The 17,644-nt window shown below is 73.6% G+C and carries 22 protein-coding genes; 8 read left to right on the forward strand and 14 right to left on the reverse strand.

Features of this window, described 5'->3' with window-relative positions:
- Nucleotides 1-57: 57 nt before the first annotated feature.
- Nucleotides 58-540 carry a DUF2231 domain-containing protein gene (locus tag DER29_RS07690; RefSeq protein WP_121396721.1) on the reverse strand — a complete coding sequence of 161 codons (483 nt, stop codon included), beginning with the start codon at nucleotides 538-540 and terminating at the stop codon, nucleotides 58-60.
- A 229-nt stretch (nucleotides 541-769) separates the two neighbouring features.
- Between DER29_RS07690 and DER29_RS07695 the strand changes: the two genes are divergently transcribed.
- Both DER29_RS07695 and DER29_RS07700 read left to right on the forward strand, forming a co-directional pair.
- Nucleotides 770-1,198, forward strand: a complete 429-nt coding sequence (locus DER29_RS07695; protein WP_089002133.1) for a Fur family transcriptional regulator — start codon at nucleotides 770-772, stop codon at nucleotides 1,196-1,198.
- 54 nt (nucleotides 1,199-1,252) lie between these two features.
- Nucleotides 1,253-2,110 (forward strand): oxygenase MpaB family protein, encoded by an 858-nt coding sequence (locus DER29_RS07700; RefSeq protein WP_121396722.1) that lies wholly within the window; start codon nucleotides 1,253-1,255, stop codon nucleotides 2,108-2,110.
- A 43-nt stretch (nucleotides 2,111-2,153) separates the two neighbouring features.
- Here the strand turns inward: DER29_RS07700 and DER29_RS07705 are convergent, their stop codons facing one another.
- The 11 genes from DER29_RS07705 to DER29_RS07750 form a co-directional block, all read right to left on the reverse strand.
- On the reverse strand, nucleotides 2,154-2,996 hold the full coding sequence (locus DER29_RS07705) for a PD-(D/E)XK nuclease family protein (RefSeq protein ID WP_121399078.1): 843 nt from the start codon (nucleotides 2,994-2,996) through the stop codon (nucleotides 2,154-2,156).
- A 138-nt stretch (nucleotides 2,997-3,134) separates the two neighbouring features.
- The gene (locus tag DER29_RS07710; protein ID WP_121396723.1) at nucleotides 3,135-3,749 is read right to left on the reverse strand and encodes a MarC family protein; all 615 of its coding nucleotides are present in this window, start codon (nucleotides 3,747-3,749) and stop codon (nucleotides 3,135-3,137) included.
- 40 nt (nucleotides 3,750-3,789) lie between these two features.
- Nucleotides 3,790-4,656: a PHP domain-containing protein gene (locus tag DER29_RS07715; RefSeq protein WP_121396724.1), complete on the reverse strand. Its 867-nt coding sequence runs from the start codon at nucleotides 4,654-4,656 to the stop codon at nucleotides 3,790-3,792.
- Nucleotides 4,657-4,704: 48 nt separating this feature from the next.
- Nucleotides 4,705-5,922, reverse strand: coding sequence for a hypothetical protein (locus tag DER29_RS07720; protein ID WP_121399079.1), 1,218 nt, complete (start codon nucleotides 5,920-5,922; stop codon nucleotides 4,705-4,707).
- Nucleotides 5,923-5,978: 56 nt separating this feature from the next.
- Entirely contained in the window at nucleotides 5,979-6,995 is a 1,017-nt protein-coding gene (locus tag DER29_RS35095; RefSeq protein ID WP_233599676.1) for a SigE family RNA polymerase sigma factor, read from the reverse strand.
- Nucleotides 6,996-7,100: 105 nt separating this feature from the next.
- Nucleotides 7,101-7,976, reverse strand: coding sequence for a PH domain-containing protein (locus DER29_RS07730; RefSeq protein ID WP_121396725.1), 876 nt, complete (start codon nucleotides 7,974-7,976; stop codon nucleotides 7,101-7,103).
- Nucleotides 7,977-7,982: 6 nt separating this feature from the next.
- Nucleotides 7,983-8,141, reverse strand: a complete 159-nt coding sequence (locus DER29_RS34475; protein WP_007455302.1) for a hypothetical protein — start codon at nucleotides 8,139-8,141, stop codon at nucleotides 7,983-7,985.
- 133 nt (nucleotides 8,142-8,274) lie between these two features.
- Entirely contained in the window at nucleotides 8,275-8,934 is a 660-nt protein-coding gene (locus tag DER29_RS07735; RefSeq protein WP_370040049.1) for a DUF6758 family protein, read from the reverse strand.
- A 132-nt stretch (nucleotides 8,935-9,066) separates the two neighbouring features.
- Entirely contained in the window at nucleotides 9,067-9,690 is a 624-nt protein-coding gene (locus tag DER29_RS07740; RefSeq protein WP_121399081.1) for an RNA methyltransferase, read from the reverse strand.
- Between the two features lie 210 nt (nucleotides 9,691-9,900).
- A complete protein-coding gene (locus tag DER29_RS07745) occupies nucleotides 9,901-10,428 on the reverse strand; it encodes a hypothetical protein (protein WP_199729163.1) in 528 nt (175 codons plus the stop codon).
- Between the two features lie 62 nt (nucleotides 10,429-10,490).
- A complete protein-coding gene (locus tag DER29_RS07750) occupies nucleotides 10,491-11,006 on the reverse strand; it encodes a MaoC family dehydratase (protein ID WP_121396726.1) in 516 nt (171 codons plus the stop codon).
- Between the two features lie 548 nt (nucleotides 11,007-11,554).
- On the opposite strand from DER29_RS07750, the gene trxA reads away from it, so the two are divergent.
- The 3 genes from trxA (at nucleotide 11,555) to DER29_RS07765 (ending at nucleotide 13,457) form a co-directional block, all read left to right on the forward strand.
- Nucleotides 11,555-11,917 carry a thioredoxin gene (gene trxA / locus DER29_RS07755; RefSeq protein WP_121396727.1) on the forward strand — a complete coding sequence of 121 codons (363 nt, stop codon included), beginning with the start codon at nucleotides 11,555-11,557 and terminating at the stop codon, nucleotides 11,915-11,917.
- Between the two features lie 194 nt (nucleotides 11,918-12,111).
- On the forward strand, nucleotides 12,112-12,552 hold the full coding sequence (locus tag DER29_RS07760) for a hypothetical protein (RefSeq protein ID WP_121399083.1): 441 nt from the start codon (nucleotides 12,112-12,114) through the stop codon (nucleotides 12,550-12,552).
- Complete coding sequence (locus DER29_RS07765) at nucleotides 12,549-13,457, forward strand: HTTM domain-containing protein (RefSeq protein WP_121396728.1); 909 nt, start codon at nucleotides 12,549-12,551, stop codon at nucleotides 13,455-13,457. Before DER29_RS07760 ends, DER29_RS07765 begins: the two co-directional genes overlap by 4 nt.
- On the opposite strand, the gene DER29_RS07770 is transcribed toward DER29_RS07765, so the two are convergent.
- Nucleotides 13,421-13,840, reverse strand: a complete 420-nt coding sequence (locus DER29_RS07770; protein WP_121396729.1) for a thiol-disulfide oxidoreductase DCC family protein — start codon at nucleotides 13,838-13,840, stop codon at nucleotides 13,421-13,423. The genes DER29_RS07765 and DER29_RS07770 overlap by 37 nt on opposite strands.
- A 102-nt stretch (nucleotides 13,841-13,942) precedes the next feature.
- On the opposite strand from DER29_RS07770, the gene DER29_RS07775 reads away from it, so the two are divergent.
- Both DER29_RS07775 and DER29_RS07780 read left to right on the forward strand, forming a co-directional pair.
- Nucleotides 13,943-14,992: an Rv2578c family radical SAM protein gene (locus tag DER29_RS07775; RefSeq protein WP_121396730.1), complete on the forward strand. Its 1,050-nt coding sequence runs from the start codon at nucleotides 13,943-13,945 to the stop codon at nucleotides 14,990-14,992.
- Nucleotides 14,993-15,081: 89 nt separating this feature from the next.
- Nucleotides 15,082-15,489 (forward strand): CoA-binding protein, encoded by a 408-nt coding sequence (locus DER29_RS07780; protein WP_121396731.1) that lies wholly within the window; start codon nucleotides 15,082-15,084, stop codon nucleotides 15,487-15,489.
- 238 nt (nucleotides 15,490-15,727) lie between these two features.
- Here the strand turns inward: DER29_RS07780 and DER29_RS07785 are convergent, their stop codons facing one another.
- On the reverse strand, nucleotides 15,728-16,924 hold the full coding sequence (locus DER29_RS07785; protein WP_121396732.1) for an acyl-CoA dehydrogenase family protein: 1,197 nt from the start codon (nucleotides 16,922-16,924) through the stop codon (nucleotides 15,728-15,730).
- A gap of 174 nt (nucleotides 16,925-17,098) precedes the next feature.
- On the opposite strand from DER29_RS07785, the gene DER29_RS07790 reads away from it, so the two are divergent.
- Nucleotides 17,099-17,638, forward strand: coding sequence for a DUF4190 domain-containing protein (locus DER29_RS07790; RefSeq protein ID WP_121396733.1), 540 nt, complete (start codon nucleotides 17,099-17,101; stop codon nucleotides 17,636-17,638).
- The last annotated feature ends 6 nt before the right edge of the window (nucleotides 17,639-17,644 follow it).

Below are 17,644 nucleotides of genomic sequence, written 5' to 3' on the forward strand. Positions count from 1 at the left end.
CCGGGGCCCGGTCGCCGGCCTCCCGCCGCCCGTCGGCCCGCCGCGACCGGGGGGACGTCAGAGGGTGTTGCCCCAGACGGTCTCGGCTCCGGAGTGCCCGGTCAGGTAGACGTAGACGAGGCTGACGACGCCGAGCGCCACCACCGCGACCGACAGCACCGGGGTCACCCAGGACGGCAGCTTCGGCACCCGCCGGTGCCCGCTCGTCACCACGAGCAGCAGCAGCGACGCCACGGCCAGCGGCAGCACCCAGCGGAACAGGATGTCGCCGTAGCGCGAGTGCGCGAAGATCTGCTCCACGATCGGGCCCTGCATGCCCCGGGCGACGAACGCGTCCGTCAGCTCCTCCCCCGACTCGACCGCGACGAAGGCCGACACGGGCGCCACCACGGCGAGGATCGCCACCGCCCAGTCCAGCCGCGACCGGAACCGGGGCAACGCCACGTACGCGGCGGAGAGCAGCGCCAGCAGCGGCACGAGCACGACGACCGCGTGCACCACCAGCACGTGGGCCGGCAGACCCAGGATCTCCTTGAACATCCACACCTCCGGCGGTACGGGTCGCGGGGTGCCAGCGTACGGTGCGTCGGTCGACCCGCCCAGTTCGTCTCGATCGACAACACGCGCCCGGGACCGGTCCGGTTCACCGTTCCTCCGCGAGCAGGCCCGCCGCCCGCGGCGGCCCGCACTGCGACCCGGGGTTGTGGCCGGCGCCACCCTCTCCCGGAGGCCGGTTGTCGCTCCCCGGCCCGCGTGCTGTCATTGGCACGTGCCCGGTGGCGAGGAACTGCTCCGGTCGAGGGGCCTGCGGGTCACCCGGCCGCGTCTCGCCGTGCTCGACGTCCTGGCCGCCGGCGGCCACCTCGAGGTCGACGAGATCACCCGCCGGGTGCGCCAGCGCCTCGACTCGGTCTCCACCCAGGCCGTCTACGACGTGCTGGGCGCGCTGTCGCGGGCCGGGCTGTCCCGCCGCATCGAGCCGGCCGGCAGCCCCGCCCGCTACGAGGCCCGCGCCGGGGACAACCACCACCACGTCGTCTGCCGGGGCTGCGGCGAGATCGCCGACATCGACTGCGCGGTCGGCAGCGCGCCCTGCCTGGACCCGGACATCGCCCACGGGTTCGAGGTCGACGAGGCAGAAGTGACGTTCTGGGGCCTCTGCCCCACCTGCCAGGCCCGCCGCTCCGCCGACGACTGACGGCCGCCGGCTCTCCGCGCGGCGCCCGGTGGCGGGGCGTGGCACGCTTGGGCGGTGGACTCCGATGACCTCGGCCTCTTCGGTCCGGGTTCGGTCACGTGGAAGGTGCACGAGGAGCCGATCCTGATCGTCGCCGGCCTGCGTTCGCTCTACCTCCAGTCGTTGCATCCCCGGGCCATGGCCGGGGTCGCCCAGAACAGCAACTACCGCTCCGACGCCTGGGGCCGCCTGGTGCGCACCGCCACCTACGTGGGCACCACCATCTACGGCACCACCGCCGAGGCGGAGGCCGCCGGGCTCCGGGTCCGCCGCCGGCACGCCCGCCTGCGGGCCACCGACCTCTTCACCGGGGAGGAGTTCCGGGTCGACGACCCCGAGCTGCTGCGCTGGGTGCACGTCACCGAGGTCGAGTCGTTCCTCGACACGGCCCGCCGGGCCGGGCTGCCGCTGACCGCCGACGAGATCGACGGCTACTACACCGAGCAGCGGCGCTCCGCCGCCCTGGTCGGCCTCGACCCGGCGACGGTGCCGGGCACCGCCGCCGAGGTGGCCGACTTCTACCGGCGTATCCGTCCGGAGCTGCGGATGACCCGCGAGGCGGCCGAGACCGCGCTCTTCCTCACCGCGCCGCCGATCCCGTGGAAGCTCAGTCTGCCCGCCCGGATCGGGCTCAACCTCGGGCCGCCCCGCTGGGCGTACTTCGGCATCGCCGGCACGGCGCTCGCGCTGCTGCCGGCCTGGGCCCGGCGGATGTACGGCGGGCTGGGCCTGCCCACGACCGCGCTCTCGGCCGACCTGAGCGTCCGGGCGCTGCGGCTGACCCTCGCCGCGTTGCCCCGCCGGTGGCGGGAGGGGCCGTTGCAGCAGGCCGCCAAGGAACGCGCCGCCCGGCTCGCCGGCACGCCGGCCTGAGGGCGACGGCTGGGCGGCTGCCGGCTGGGCCGTGCCCTGCCGCTCAGTCCTGGCCGGGCACCGGGTCGGCGGCGCGCTCGACGGCCGCCCACGGCTCCTTGCCCGGCGCCTGCGCCCCCACGGGGCAGGTGCGCCGGTAGTCGCACCAGCCGCAGCGCGGGCCCGGCGTGGTCGGGAACGCCTCGTCGGGGTCCTCTCCGTCGGCGACCGCCCGCTCGGCGGCCATGATGTCGCGGGCGGTCTCCTCCGCGCGGGTGAGCTGCCGGGCCAGCGACTCCACGGTGTGCTCGTGCGCGGCCACCGTGCCGGTCGGCAGGTGGTGCAGCTCCACCCGGCGGCACGGCCGGCGGAACACCCGCTCGGCGGCGTACGCGTAGAGCGCCAGCGCCTGCGAGCCGCGCGCGTCGTCGGCGTCCAGCCCCGTGCGGCCCGTCTTGTAGTCGACGATCACCAGCTCCGGGCCGTCGGGCCCGGGACGGGAGTCGATCCGGTCGGCCCGGCCGTTGAAGGCCAGCACGGCGGTCTTGACCGCCACCACCCGCTCCACGCCGAGCGGGTCGGCCCCGGGCTCCAGGGTCTCGACGTAGGACTCCAGCCAGCCCAGGGCCCGCCGGTAGGCCGCCCGCTCCTGCTCGTCGTCGCGGTAGCCCTCGCGCACCCAGGTGCCCTTGAGCAACGCGGCGAGCGCCTCCGGCCGACGCCGCTCGGGGCTCAGCGCGTACCAGTTCTTCAGGGCGGTGTGCACGCTCGCGCCGAGGGAGTTGTGCGCCCACGGCGGACCCTTCTGCGGGGCCGGACGGTCGACGTAGGAGTAGCGGTAGCGCCGGGGGCAGTCGGCGTAGGCGCCCAGCTTGCTGGGGGTGCAGACGAAGAGCCGCTCCGGCATGCCCTCGAAGCCGAGCTGCTCGGGCTGCTCGCCGCGCTGCCGCGGCGCCCGGCCGCCGCCGGTGGAGGACCGTCCCGCTGAAGAGGCTCGTCGCACACCGCGATCCTGCCATCCACCCCCGACGGAACCGGCCGCCGGTCAGGTCATGTCGGCGTACTGGGTCACGAATGCGGCCACCGCGTCCGCGATGAGCTGCACCGCGATCGCGGCCAGCAGCAGGCCGGCGATCCGGGTCAGCACCTCGATCCCGCCGGGACGCAGGATCTTGACGATCCCGCCGGAGAACCGCAGCACGACCCACACGGTGACCATCACGGCCACGATCGCGGCGGCGATGGCCGTGACGTCCGCCCCGCCGTCGGCCTGCTGGACGAAGAGCATGGTGGCCACGATGGCGCCGGGACCGGCCAGCAGCGGCGTACCCAGCGGCACCAGGGCGATGTTCGAGGTGACCTGCTGGCTCGGGTCGTCGGCCTTGCCGGTCAGCAGCTCCAGCGCCACCAGGATGAGCAGCAACCCGCCGGCGGCCTGGAGGGCCGGCAGGTCCACGTGCAGGTAGTCGAGCAGCGTCTGCCCCGCCACCGCGAAGATCACGATCACGCCCAGCGCCAGGGCGACGGCCTGCCAGGCGGCGCGGTTGCGGTCCCGCGCCGTCAGCGGGCCGGTCAACGCCAGGAAGATGGGCATCATGCCCGGCGGGTCGACGATCACCAGCAGGGTCACGAAGACCTCGCCGAACAGCTTGGCATCCACGTGATCAACGTAGCCGCGCCGCCGGGGGCGGAAACGCGGATCAGCCGGAAGCGACCTCGGTCACTCCGCCCGCCTCGGCGACGATCCGATCGTACGCCCCGGGGTCGGTGGTGAACGCCCCGAGCCGGACGCTCTTGTGGGTGCCGTGGAAGTCCGACGAGCCAGTCACCAGCAGGCCCAGCTCGTCGGCCAGGGCCCGCACGTGCGCCCGCTCGGCCGGGGAGTGGTCCTCGTGGTCGACCTCCAGTCCCGCCAGCCCGATCGCGGCCAGGTCGGCGATCAGCTCGTCGGGCGCGATCCGCCCCCGCCGGGTGGCCCGGGGGTGTGCGAAGACCGGCACGCCGCCCGCCGCGCGGACGAGCCGGACCGCGCGGAAGACGTCGATGTCCTCCTTGGGCAGCCGGTAGCGCTCGCCCAGCCAGTCCGGCCCGAACGCCTCCGTGGTGGTGGCCACCAGGCCGGCCCGGATCAGCGCCTGCGCGATGTGCGGCCGGCCCACGGTCCCGCCGCCCGCGCCGGTCAGGATCTCCGGCCAGCTCACGTCGATCCCGTCGGCCCGCAGCAGCGCCACGATGCGCTCGCCCCGCTCCTCGCGGGCGGCCCGCACCCGGGCCAGTTCCGCGACGAGTTCCGGGGCGTCCGGGTCGAACAGGTACGCCAGCAGGTGCAGCGGCAGCGCCGGCTCCTCGCCGTACCACCGGCAGGAGAGCTCCGCGCCCCGGACCAGGCTGAGCCCGGCCGGCAGCGCCGCCAGGGCCGGCGCCCAGCCGGCCGTGGTGTCGTGGTCGGTGATCGCCACGACGTCCAGCCCCGACTCCGCCGCCGCCCGCATCAGCTCGGCCGGGCTGAGGGTGCCGTCGCTGGCGGTGGAGTGGGTGTGCAGGTCGATCCGCGGTGCCGCGCTCATCGGCCCGACGCTACCGGCCGGCGGCCCGCCCCGGGCGCGCGGGCGCGGTCAGGGACGGCGGTCGCCGCTCACCGGCACCGCGCGTTCCCCGTCGGGCAGGCCGGTCACGGACACGGACACGGACACCTCGCCGTCGAGTGCCCGGCTCACCTCGACCCGCACCAGGGCGCCGTCCGCGTCCGGGTAGTGGGCCGTCCCCTGCGGCGTCCACGCCACCGGCCCGGCCACGGGCGGACCGGCCGGGCGGGTCGCCGGTGTGGTGGCGAGCCGATCCAGGTCGACCAGCAACGCACGGTCCTGCCGGCCCGCCTTCCCGTTGGCCAGGAGCCACCGCCCGTCGGCGGACACCCCGCCGGCTCCGTCGCCGGTCAGCGTCGGCCCGCACCCGGTCCGCACCGGCGCGAGGTCCCGGGCCGGGTCGAGCAGGGCGACACAGGGTCGGCGGGGGGTGCCGGCGGAGACCAGCGCGACCGCCAGCCCGTCGGGGCGGGTGCCGTAGACGTGCAGGGCCGCGTCGCCGGCGCCGCGCGGCGGACCCGCCGCCGGGCGCCACAGGGCGTGACCGGGCCGGTCCGGGTCGAGGCGGACCAGGACCGTGTCGCCGGCGAAGGCGACCGGCGCCGCGTCGGAGGGTGCCGGGGTGCGGGCGGCGGCGACGACCTGGGTGCCGACGATGCCCGCGACGACCAGATCCGCCCCCTCCCGCCAGGCGACCTGCCGCCCGTCCGGGCTGAGGACGATGTCCCGCGCCCCGGCCAGCAGCAGATGCGCCGTGCCGTTCGGCAGCACGACCCACAGCGACCGGCCGGCCGCCGTCGGCGCGCCCACCACCGCCCAACCGGCCCCGTCGGGGAGCCGCTGGGCACGCTCGGCGGCCGTGCCCACCTCGGGGAGGGGGAGCCGCTGCCCGTCGGCGGTGACCAGCACGTCGTGGAGGATGAGGTCCACCTCGCCCCGGCCCAGGTCGGCCTTCGGGACGGCCGACAGCTGCGGGGTCGGGTCCGGCAGCGGCGAAGCGTACGGGTCGCCGAGCACCACCGTGGGATGGGTGGGTCGGCCGGGCTGCTGCCCCAGCTGCGCCATCCCGGCGCCGACCGTCACGGTGGCCACCGCGGCGAGGGCGATCCCGGTCAGCGCCCGCCGGCGCCGGGACCGGTCGGCCCGCCGGATCGCCAGTCCCGCCGGGTCGGCGACGAGCGGGCGCGCGACGGACACCCGGCGGGCGAACGCCTCCCGTACCGCCTGCTCCAGCTCGTCCTCGGTCACGGCGAATGGACGCGTCGGGCCTTCGGTCCGGTTGTCACCACGGCCGACCGGACGGCTCACCGGTGTTCCCCGGTGCCTGCCGGTGCGACCGGGAAGGCGGCCTGCCGGCCACGCTGCTCGTCACGGGCGGTACGCGCCCCGGCCCCGGCGCGCGCCCCCGATGCGACGGGCACCGGATCGCCCGCCGACTCGTCGGTCGGCTCGACGTCCGGCGTGCGACGCCCGGCGTCCGACGCCGGAGGCACGGTGGTCGCCTGCGCCGGAGGCTCGGTCGCGGCACCGCCCGGGACGGCGGCTGTGGCGCCTTCCGGCCCGCCCGGGACGGCGGCACTGCCCGCCACGGCCGGTGCGACGAGCGGCGGCCTGGCGTTCGTCGCCGCGACCACGGCCGCCGCGTCCTCGCCCACCACCATCGTCGGCGCCCCGTAGGCCGTCGACCGGCGGGCCGGCGCGGGACGGTCGGCGCCGCCCTGCGCGGGAGCGGAACGGTCGGCGCCGCCGCGCGCGGGGGTGGACCGGTCGGTGCCGTCGTCCCGAAGCAGGGCCGGGGTCGGGTCGGCCCCGGTCGGCAGGTCGAGGGCGGCCTCGGCGCCCATCCGGCGGCGCAGGGTGCCCAGGGCGCGCGACGTCTGGCTCTTGACCGTGCCCGGCGAGATGCCGAGCAGCGCGGCGGTCTGTGCCTCGGACATGTCCTCGTAGAAGCGCAGCACGAGCACCGCCCGCTGCCGGCTGGGCAGCGCGCTCAGGTGACGCCAGAGCAGGTCCCGGTCGAGCTGCTGCTCGATCTCGTCGGTTCCGGCCCGCTCCGGCAGCACCTCTGTGGGGCGTTCACCGTGCCAGCGCCGCCGCCACCAGCTGGTCGAAGTGTTGATCATGACCCGGCGGGCGTACGGCTCGATCGCCTCGATCCCGCCGAGCCGCTTCCAGGCCAGGTACGTCTTGGTCAACGCGGTCTGCAACAGGTCCTCGGCGGTGGCCCAGTCCCCGCTGAGCAGGTAGGCGGTGCGCAGCAGGGCACCGGAGCGGGCCGCGACGAAGTCGCGGAACTCCTCCTCCAGGGGATCCCTGCTCACCACCGGCCACCTCCGCGCCCCGTTTCCCTGGCAGGTTGCCATGCCCGGGGTGCCCGGGTCGACGGCGAACGGTGCGCAGTTCCTCCGATGTTCGGACGAAAAGTTTCACGCCCCGTCGTCGGCCTTGGCCTCGTCGGCCTCCTTGCCCAGCCGCGCCTCGACCGCCTGCGGCTCGTACATCTCCTCGACGACGCGCAGGTAGAGCTCGTTGGGGTTGGGCAGGTTCTTGATCTCACGCAGCGCCTGCTCCTGACCGGCGGACTCCAGCACGAACGTGCCGTAGTTGAGCGCCCGGCCGGTCGGGGTCTGCTCGTACTTCATGTCGGTGACCCGGACCAGCGGCATCATCGCGACCCGCCGGGTGATGATGCCGTTGACCACCATCACCCGCTTGTTGGTCAGGATGAAGCGGTCGTACCACCAGTCGGCGACCTTCCAGGCCACCCACCCCATCACGGCGAACCAGAGCAGCACCGCGATCGTGGTGAGCGCGCCCACGTCCTGCCCGGCGAGGAAGCCGGAGAGGTAGCCCAGCACGAAGGTGGCGGCGATGCCGACCAGCAGCGGGGTGGAGAGGTGGATCCAGTGCCGCTTCCACTCGCCCCGGTAGCGCTCGGTGGGGAAGAGGTAGCGGGCCACCAGCGAGCTGGGCTCGTCCTCCAACGGCAGCACCCGGCGCGGCGCCATGCCGGCGGCGTCGGCCCGCAGACCGGCCAGCTCGTCCTCGGAGATCTGGGGTGGCTGGTAGCCGGCCTCCGGGTCACGGACCCAGGCCCGACCGGCCCGTCCCTCCCCGGCGTACGCCGGGCCGTCACCGAAGCCGGCGTCATCCGAGAGGGAGGGGCCGTCGGAGAGGCCCGGACCGGTGCCGTAGCCCGGCCCGTCGTCGGGACCGATCCGAGGGATCGGCTCCGTGTCTCGATCCCGGCGCTCCCGATCGGGATCGTCGGGATCGAAGGGTGGACCGGAGGGGTTTCCCATCGGCGGCTAGGCGACGAGGCTGGTGAAGAAGTCGCCGAACCCCTGGGCGATGTCCATGATTCCGCCGCCCAGTGACTTGAACACGTCCGCCGCAGAATTTGGCCGATATGCGACGAAGAAGATCAAGAATGCGATTCCGGCCCAGGTGAGGACCTTCTTGACCATGGCGGGCCATCCTCTCGCGCGGCGCCGGGTCCCATTACCGCAGCGGCACCCAGAGTATCAGTGTGGTGTCGTACAGTGAATATCTGCGTCCGTTCTCCGACATTCCGGGATGCCTGTCAAGCCCTGAGGCCCGTCAAGCCTTCCCGTGCAGATACGGAGACGGTGCGCCGTACACGAGCTCGGGCGGTGTCCACTCGGTCAGGTCGTGCAGCACGACGTCTTCCGCGAGCAGGTGACCCGCACTCGCCGGCCAGGCTATCGCATGGAGCCACAATCCCCGAGCCTCGCCGGCGTACGCGCTTCGATCCGTCGGCGAGTTCACGAGCCACAGTGGAGTGGGATGACCGGCCACCTTGATCCTGGCCTGCCCGACGTGCTCCGGATGCCCCGGCCCGGGATCGGTCAACGCCTGCGCGAGTTCCGGGCCCGGATCCGGGCCGGCCAGCCCCGCGAACCGGGTGCCCAGACCGACGCCCGGCTCCTCGGCCACGAAGACCAGGTCCGCGGGGCCCCCGCCGAGCGGCTCGGGCCCGGCGCAGGCGACCGCAGTGGCGCGCACCCCGGTGCGGTCGTCGCCGGCGTACGCCACGCCGGTCATGGTCCAGCCGGTCGGCAGCGGCCACGGGCACCACAGCGGCGTCCTCGGCCGGGTCGGCGGGTCGGCGGCGGCGACGATCCGGTCCACCACGCTGGCCACGATGTCGGTCCCGATGTGCTCGGGCACGTGCAGCGGGGAAACCGGCCCGCAGTCCAGGCAGCGCGACTCGGTGTGCATCAGGTCCGGCGCCCGCACCGGTCCACCGCATTTCGGGCAACTCACCGCGACACTCACCATCCCACCGTCACCCCCACACGCCGCCCCGTCAAGCGGAGCGCCCGTTTCGGTGCCGCAGGACGGCGTCGGGCGGCACCGAAACGGGCCCACTCAGTCCGGCGGCGGACCGGCGTGCGTACGGATCCAGGCATGCATGGCGATGCCGCTGGCCACGCCGGCGTTGATCGACCGGGTGGAGCCGTACTGGGCGATCGAGAAGAGCTGGTCGCAGGCGGCACGCGCCGGGTCCGAGAGGCCCGGACCCTCCTGCCCGAACAGCAGGACGCAGCGCCGGGGCAGGGTGGTGCTCTCCAGCGGGCGGGAGCCGGGCAGGTTGTCGATGCCGACGACCGGCAGCTCCCGCCCGGCCGCCCAGGCGACGAACTCCTCGATGGTCTCGTGGTGCCGGACGTGCTGGTAGCGGTCGGTCACCATGGCACCGCGCCGGTTCCACCGCCGGCGGCCGACGACGTGCACCTCGGCGGCGAGGAAGGCGTTGGCGTTGCGGACGACCGTGCCGATGTTGAAGTCGTGCTGCCAGTTCTCGATCGCCACGTGGAAGTCGTGCCGCCGCCGGTCGAGGTCGGCCACCACGGCCTCGCGCCGCCAGTAGCGGTAACGGTCGACGACGTTGCGCCGGTCGCCCTCGGCGAGCAGCTCGGGGTCGTACCGCGGGTCGTCCGGCGGGTCCCCGGGCCACGGTCCCACGCCGACGTCGAGCTGGTCTCCGGTCACGGTCACGCAGGGTACGGCCTGCGGGCCCCGCCCCGGGTCGCCACCCCGGCGCGCCACCGCGCCGGGCCGGCGCGGACGGACCACCCGGCGCGCCACCGCGCCGGGGCGGCGCGGACGGACCACCCGGCGCGGACACCGGACCGGGCCGACCGCCGCGGGCACCGGAGCGACCGGCGCGGACACGGGGTCGACCGGGTCGACCGGCGCGGCTCAGCGCAGCCCCAGCGCCCCGCCGAGCCGGTCGAGGAAGCGGCGGTCGGCGGGGGCCGGCGGCAGCCCCGGGGCCCCGGCCGTCGCCGCCCTGCACACGCGGGCCGCCACCGACTGCACCCACTGCCGGTACGCGGCCGAGTCGGCGGGATCGGCCCGCCGCCGCAGCACCCGGGTCGCGGCCCGGCAGGCGGCGAGCAGGTCCACCACGTCGGTGAGGCGCTCGACGGGGTCGGTCGCCCCGTCGTGCCGGGCGTAGATGGCGGCGACCACCGCGCGTACGAGATCGCTGTCGAAGGCCCGGCCGGCCGCGACCGCGTCCAGGCCCGCGAGCCCGGCGGCGACTCCCGGGTGGGGCCGCCCGGGGCCGGGCGCGGCGGCGGCCACGATCACGCGGCCGGGCAGGCTGGTCAGCAGGTCCCACTCGGCGGCGGAGTAGACGGCGGTGGTCAGCGGTGCGGCACGGCGGCCGGCAGAGGACGGCTCTCCGGCGACGGAGTGGCTCATGGGGACCTCCGGCGCCAGCATATGCCCCGGATCGGAAAAAGGGCCCCTACCACCCGGAACCCGGATGAGAAGGGGCCCGTCGGTCAGCGCGGCGCGGGGAAGCTGGGCCGTTCCGGGTCGACGCCCTCGGGCACCGTCGTCGCCGCGTACTCCTTCTTGGGGACCATCACCCGGCGGCGGAAGACGCACACCATCGTGCCGTCCTGGTTGTAGCCCCGGGTCTCCACGGAGACCACGCCCCGATCTGGCTTGGAGGACGACTCGCGCTTGTCCAGCACGGTGGTCTCGCCGTAGATCGTGTCGCCGTGGAAGGTGGGCGCCACGTGCCGCAGGGACTCCACCTCGAGGTTCGCGATGGCCTTGCCGCTGACGTCGGGCACCGACATGCCCAGCAGCAGGGAGTAGATGTAGTTGCCGACCACCACGTTGCGCTTGAACTGGCTCGCCGTCTGGGCGTAGTGCGCGTCCATGTGCAGCGGGTGGTGGTTCATGGTGAGCAGGCAGAAGAGGTGGTCGTCGTACTCGGTGACCGTCTTGCCGGGCCAGTGCCGGTAGACCGCGCCGACCTCGAACTCCTCGTAGTAGCGGCCGAACTGCATCCTTGTCCCCTTCGACGGGCGGCGATGGAGTTCGGCACAGCATGCCTTATGGAGTGTTAAGGCGAGGCGCGGGGCGCGGGGCGTGCGGAAATGTCACACCGCCACAACCGGGGGGAGACGCAATGAGCGGCGGGGCCCTCCCCGGCACCCGCCGCCCACGCTCTGATGCGGAAGATTCTGCCGCACGACAAGGCGACCCGAACAGAGACGGAGGTCACATTTACCTTTTCGTAACACTACTGTGCGTGCTCGACCGACTGGCTCCCGGCGATCTCCACACACCGGATAGCCGCTTGTCAACCGCCTGATTGCTCATTCGTTCCGGTCAATCGTGTCGATCTCCCTGGAAACGCTCCCATCACGACCGGTCACGCAAATGCGTCGTGCACTTGCGTACCGCAACGACGAGCAGCAACCATCGTCATCGATGTAAGCGTGACCTGCGCAACGCCGTGACGAGCACGTTTCGGCGGGGACGGGCCGGGAATTCCACGCGGTACGCCCTGGTTCCACCAGACGTAGCTATTCCGCGCCGATCGGAGACTTTCATGGCAACCGTAGAGCTGACCACGGCAAACTTCGACGAGGTGACCGGCAGCGACGGCATCGTGCTGGTCGACTTCTGGGCCGAATGGTGCGGCCCGTGCAAGCGGTTCGCCCCGGTCTACGAGCGCTCCTCCGACAAGCACTCCGAGATCGTGTTCGGCAAGGTCGACACCGAGGCGCAGCAGGAGCTGGCCGCCAAGTTCGACATCCGCTCGATCCCGACCATCATGGCGATCCGCGACGGCGTCATCGTCTTCGCCCAGCCCGGCGCCCTCCCCGAGTCCGCCCTGGAGAACCTGATCGAGCAGGTCCAGGCCCTCGACATGGACGACGTCCGCAACAAGCTGGCCGGGCACAGCCACTGAGCCGCAGCGCTCCACGACGGCCGGGCCCCGACGGGCCCGGCCGTCGTCGTACGCCCGCCGGGTGACCGGGGGGAGGACCGGCACCCGCGCGCCGCACTGCGGCCGTGGACGCGGCCCCCTGGCCCGCCGGCCAGCGGGAAGTGGCCGTCGGAGGGAACCGGGGCGGGCGGTACATCCCGTATCGTCACGACCTGATGGAAACCTTGACCACCCGCGGTCGCGCCGCCCGGCTCGCCGCCACCGCCCTCGGCCTGGCCGTCCTGCTGGCCGGCACCGTCTGGGGCACCGACGACCACTTCCCGTTCGGCCCGTTCCGGATGTACTCCACGTCCAACCCGCCGAACTCCCCCGCCCCGGACACCCGCGTCGAGGGCGTGGACAGCAGCGGAGCGGTCGTCGACCTGGGCGAGCGGGCCACCGGCATCCGCCGGGCCGAGATCGAGGGCCAGCAGAGCCGCTACGCTGCCGACCCCGCGCTGCTCGCCGAGGTCGCCGACGCGTACGTCGAGCGCCACCCGGGCGCGGCGGAGCTGGTCGAGGTCCGCATCGTCGTTCGCTGGCACGGCATCCGCCAGGGGCGACCCACCGGCCGCTGGACCGACGAGACCGTGGTCGCCTGGCGGGCGGACCGATGAGCCGCTGGTTGACCGAGGCGGTGCCCCGCGGCCGGGTGGCCGCCTTCCGCACGCTGATCTACCTCTTCGTCGCCGCCGACCTGGTCGTCTTCACTCCCTGGGTGCGCACCCGGGTGGCCGTGCCCGGCGAGCTCTACCAGCCGCTGCTGGTCGGCCGCCTGCTGCCGCTGCCCACGCCGAACCCGGCGCTGGTCGCCGTGCTCTTCTGGGCCCTGCTGCTGCTCGCCCTGCTCGCCGCGACCGGCCGGGCGCCCCGGCTGCTCGGCTGGACGGTCTTCGCGCTCTACTTCGAGTGGATGATCGTCGCAATGAGCTACGGCAAGGTCGACCACGACCGGTTCGGCCTGCTCGTCGCCCTGGCCGTGCTGCCCACCGCGGGCCGGGCCCGGCACGGCGACGCCACCCGCACCGAGGCGGGGGGCTGGGCCCTGCGGGTCACCCAGATCGCCGTCATCTGCACGTACTTCCTGGCCGCCTGGGCCAAGCTGCGCTTCGGCGGGCTGGACTGGCTCACCGGCTCGGTACTGGCCCGGGCCATCCTCCGGCGCGGCACCGAACTGGCCGACCTGCTCGCCTCGGTGCCGTATCTGCTGATCGTCGCCCAGTTCGGCATCGTCGCGTTCGAGCTGCTCAGCCCGGTGGTCTTCCTGCTCAGGGAACGCTGGCGACTGGCCACCGTGGGCTTCTTCTACTCGTTCCACCTGGTCACCGTCGCGACCATCACGATCTCGTTCGCCCCGCACCTCGCGGCGATGACCGCCTTCCTGCCGCTGGAGCGGGTCCGACCGGTGGTCTGGGCGCGCCGGCTGCTCACCCGCCGGGGGCGGGACACCGGAGGGCCCGCCGGCACCGCGCCGGCACTCGCGGGTCAGGCGTCGGCGGCCGGGCGACCGGACGGTCCGTAGAGGCGCTCGCGCGCCTCCTGCGGCAGCGCGCAGGCGGCCGTGCCACCGGGCAGCCGGTGCCGGTTGCGAGCCACCCAGCGGTACGCGGGCCACGCGGCGGCGCGTACCGGGGAAAACCGCAGGCCGGCGCCCGCCACCCGCCAGAACGGACCGCTGTCGCCGAGAAGGCGCGCGATCGCGTCCGGGCCGGCCGCGCGGGAACCGTCGGCGCCCACCCACTGCACCGCCTCCTCGCACTCGGCCTCGCTCAGGCCCAGTGCGTCGAGGTCGGCGAACTGCCACGGCACCACCCGCACGCCGGTCAGGATGCGCCGGTCGATGAACTCGGCGCACCGGGTGCAGAACGCGCAGTCCCCGTCGTAGACGAACGTCGACCTCTCCATGCCCTCCATCCTCCACCCGCCGACCGCGCGTCCGGCGGCGAGGTGGGCGGGAACACGGCGGGTCGCTTGCGCTCCGGTCGTACGTGTGTTCGAATGAAGGCCATGCGCTGGGACAACCTCGCCGCTCCCCCGGACGAGGGGGTCCCCGACCGGGCAGCGCCGGCGACACCACCCCTGCCGCTGGCGCTGCCCGGCGCGGTCGCCCGCACCTTCGACACCCCGGGCTTCGCCGGCATGACGTTCTACGAGGTGCAGGCCAAGTCGATCATCAACAAGGTGCCCGGCACGTCCCGGGTCCCGTTCGAGTGGACGATCAACCCGTACCGGGGCTGCTCGCATGCCTGCGTCTACTGCTTCGCGAGGAATACTCACACCTACCTCGACCTCGACACCGGCGCGGACTTCGACCGGAAGGTCATCGTCAAGGTCAACGCCGGTGAGCTGGTCCGGCGGGAGCTGGCCGCGCCGCGCTGGCGGGGCGCGCACGTCGCGATGGGCACCAACGTCGACTGCTACCAGCGGGCCGAGGGGCGCTACCAGCTCATGCCGCAGATCATCGCGGCGTTGCGCGACTTCGCCAACCCGTTCTCGATCCTCACCAAGGGCACGCTGATCCTGCGTGACCTGCCGCTGCTGCGCCAGGCCGCCGAGGTCACCAGGGTCGGCGTGTCGTACTCGGTGGGCTTCGTCGACGAGCGGCTCTGGCGCGCGGTCGAGCCGGGCACCCCCAGCCCGAGGAGGCGGCTCGACGCCGTACGGGCGCTGGCCGACGCCGGCTTCGACGTCGGCGTGCTGATGGCGCCGATCCTGCCCGGGCTCAGCGACGACGACGAGTCGATCGACGCGACAGTGGCGGCCATCGCCGCCGCCGGGGCGAGCAGCGCGACGCCGTTGGCGCTGCACCTGCGGCCGGGGGCCCGGGAGTGGTACGCGCGCTGGCTCGGCCGCGAATTCCCGCACCTGGTTCCCCGCTACCGCGAGCTCTACCGCTCCGGCGCGTACGCCCCGCAGTCCTACCAGCGGGAGCTGACGGCCCGGGTGCGCATCGCGGCCCGCCGGCACGGGCTGCACCGGGGCGAGCGCGGCGACGACCGCCGCCCGACCGACCCGGTTCCCGCGCCGCCGGCCGCCGAGCAGCTCACTCTCCTGTAGACGATGCTGCCGGCGTAAGGGAGACGAGCACGAGGAGCCCGGCCACGCGGTCGCGGGCGCGGGCTGAGCGGCGGGGTTAGAGTCGGCAGGTGCGCTCCGCTCAGCAGATCCTCGCCGACTCCGCCGTGATCGCCGTCGTGGGCGCGTCCCGCGACCCGCGCAAGGCCGCGCACAGCGTGCCGTTGCAGATGCAGCGGTACGGCTGGCGCATCATCCCGGTCAACCCGACGGCCGACGAACTCTTCGGTGAGCGGGTCTACCGGTCCCTGGCCGACATCCCGCACCCGGTGGACCTGGTCGACGTGTTCCGGCCGGCGCAGGACGCGGTGGACGTGGTGCGCGAGGCGGTGGCGATCGGCGCTCCGGCGGTCTGGTTGCAGCTCGGCATCGTCTCGGCCGAGGCCCGGCGGATCGCCACGGAGGCGGGCGTCGACTACGTCGAGGACCGCTGCCTGATCGTCGAGCGCGCCGCCGCCGGCCTGACCCGACTGGGTTGATCGGCCGTACGGCGGGCGGCGTCGGTGCCGTCGGCTCGGCCCTGTTGAGCTGATGTCGTGAACGACTCACGCCGCACAGCCCCGGGCGATTCCGCAGGCGACTCACGCCCGCGTCCCCCGGTGATGTCGCAGTCGACTCACGCCCGCACGTCCCGGGCGATGTCGTAGACGACTCAGCTCGACAGGGGCCGGTTGGCGGCACCGCTCGTGGGCCGGTGCCGCCGGCGCGGCGCAGGCGTCAGAGCTTGTACTCCTTGAGCAGGCCCCGGGAGATGATGGTCTTCTGGATCTCTGAGGTGCCCTCGCCGATGAGCAGGAACGGTGCCTCCCGCATGAGCCGCTCGATCTCGTACTCCTTGGAGTAGCCGTAGCCGCCGTGGATGCGGAACGCCTCCTGGACGACCTCGGCGCAGTACTCCGAGGCGAGCAGCTTGGCCATGCCGGCCTCGACGTCGTTGCGCTGGCCGGCGTCCTTGAGCCGGGCGGCGTTGACCATGAGCGCGTGGGCGGCCTCGATCTTGGTGCCCATCTCGGCGAGCTTGAACGCGATGGCCTGGTGCTTCGCGAGCGGCTGGCCGAAGGTGCGGCGCTGCTGGGCATACGCGACGGCGAGTTCGAAGGCGCGGATCGAGATGCCGCAGGCGCGGGCGGCCACGTTGACGCGGCCGACCTCGATGCCGTCCATCATCTGGTAGAAGCCGCGGCCGACCTTCTCCGCGCCGCCGAGGACGGCGGACTCTCCGACGGTCACTCCGTCGAGCACCATCTCGGTGGTCTCGACGCCCTTGTAGCCCATCTTGTCGATCTTGCCGGGGATGGTCAGGCCGGGCGCGGTCTCGCCGAAGCCGGGCTCCTTCTCCAGCAGGAAGGTGCTCATGTTGCCGTAGACGGAGTCGGCGCCGGTGTCGGTCTTGACCAGGGTCGCCACCACCGAGGAGTACGCCCCGTTGGTCAGCCACATCTTCTGGCCGTTGATGACGTACCGGTCGCCGTCGCGCACGGCCTTCGACTTGATGGCGGAGACGTCGGAGCCGCACTCGGGCTCGGACATCGAGAACGCGCCGCGCACCTCGCCGGTCGCCATCTTTGGCAGAAGCCGGGCCTTCTGCTCGGCGGAGCCGTGCTGGGAGATCAGGTACGCGACGATGAAGTGGGTGTTGACGATGCCAGAGATCGACATCCAGCCCCGCGACAGCTCCTCGACCACCAGCGCGTAGGTGAGCAGGGACTCGCCGAGCCCGCCGTACTCCTCGTCGATGGTGAGGCCGAAGAGCCCCATCTCGCGCATCCCGTCGAGGATGTCGCTCGGGTACTCGTCGGCGTGCTCCAGCCGCTGCGCGTGCGGGATGATCTCCTTGTCGGCGAACTCCCGGACGGTCTCCAGGATCGACCGCTGCACATCGGTCAGGCCGGGCGTCTGGGCGAGTCGGGCCATCTCAGCCTCCGGGGGTCGGCGCCTTACTCATGGGTAACTGAACGCTTGGTCAGTATTGGCCGCAGGGCGGTCGAGGCCAAGGTGACCAGTCCACACAACCGCTGTGAAAAGGTTCACCGCTGCGGGTAGCGTCCGGCAAGAGGGGACGCGATCCGCCACCGGCAGGAGGAGACCGTGAGCCAGCCACCGTCGTCGGGGCCGCCCGATCCGGACCGGTCGCCCTCGCCCTGGGAGCCCCCGCCGGGGCACGACCCGTCACGGTACGAGCCGCCGCCCGCCCCCGAACCGCCGTCCTACGAGCAGTCGTCGTACGAGCAGCCCGGCTACGGACAGCCGTCGTACGAGCAGCCCTCCTACGGGCAGCCGAGCTACGAGCAGCCCGGGGAGCCGCCGCACGGGCAGCAGTGGGGGCACCAGCCCCCGTACACCCCGCAGGTGCCCTACGGGCAGTACGGCCCGCCGTCCGGTCACCGGCCCGGCGGGACGAACGTGCTGGCCATCCTCTCGCTGGTCTTCGCGTTCGTCTTCTCCCCGGCCGGCATCGTCCTCGGGCACCTGGCCAAGCGGCAGATCCGCACCACGGGCGAGGAGGGCGACCAGCTCGCCACGTGGGGCCTGATCCTCAGCTACGTCATCACCGGCCTCGGCCTGCTGGCCTGCTGCGGCTGGATCGCGCTGTTCGCCGTCGCCGGCAACAGCGGCCCCAACTACTGAGCCCTT

This window comes from Micromonospora sp. M71_S20, assembly GCF_003664255.1.
Classification (GTDB): Bacteria; Actinomycetota; Actinomycetes; order Mycobacteriales; family Micromonosporaceae; genus Micromonospora.

Bases quoted from the DNA above. Each gene is read 5' to 3' on its own strand.
- DER29_RS07690 (WP_121396721.1), bottom strand. From the start codon at position 540: ATGTTCAAGGAGATCCTGGGTCTGCCGGCCCACGTGCTGGTGGTGCAC.
- DER29_RS07705 (WP_121399078.1), bottom strand. From the start codon at position 2,996: ATGCCGGAGCGGCTCTTCGTCTGCACCCCCAGCAAGCTGGGCGCCTAC.
- DER29_RS07715 (WP_121396724.1), bottom strand. From the start codon at position 4,656: ATGAGCGCGGCACCGCGGATCGACCTGCACACCCACTCCACCGCCAGC.
- DER29_RS07730 (WP_121396725.1), bottom strand. From the start codon at position 7,976: ATGGGAAACCCCTCCGGTCCACCCTTCGATCCCGACGATCCCGATCGG.
- DER29_RS34475 (WP_007455302.1), bottom strand. From the start codon at position 8,141: ATGGTCAAGAAGGTCCTCACCTGGGCCGGAATCGCATTCTTGATCTTC.
- DER29_RS07745 (WP_199729163.1), bottom strand. From the start codon at position 10,428: ATGCTGGCGCCGGAGGTCCCCATGAGCCACTCCGTCGCCGGAGAGCCG.
- DER29_RS07750 (WP_121396726.1), bottom strand. From the start codon at position 11,006: ATGCAGTTCGGCCGCTACTACGAGGAGTTCGAGGTCGGCGCGGTCTAC.
- trxA (WP_121396727.1), top strand. From the start codon at position 11,555: ATGGCAACCGTAGAGCTGACCACGGCAAACTTCGACGAGGTGACCGGC.
- DER29_RS07760 (WP_121399083.1), top strand. From the start codon at position 12,112: ATGGAAACCTTGACCACCCGCGGTCGCGCCGCCCGGCTCGCCGCCACC.
- DER29_RS07765 (WP_121396728.1), top strand. From the start codon at position 12,549: ATGAGCCGCTGGTTGACCGAGGCGGTGCCCCGCGGCCGGGTGGCCGCC.
- DER29_RS07770 (WP_121396729.1), bottom strand. From the start codon at position 13,840: ATGGAGAGGTCGACGTTCGTCTACGACGGGGACTGCGCGTTCTGCACC.
- DER29_RS07775 (WP_121396730.1), top strand. From the start codon at position 13,943: ATGCGCTGGGACAACCTCGCCGCTCCCCCGGACGAGGGGGTCCCCGAC.
- DER29_RS07785 (WP_121396732.1), bottom strand. From the start codon at position 16,924: ATGGCCCGACTCGCCCAGACGCCCGGCCTGACCGATGTGCAGCGGTCG.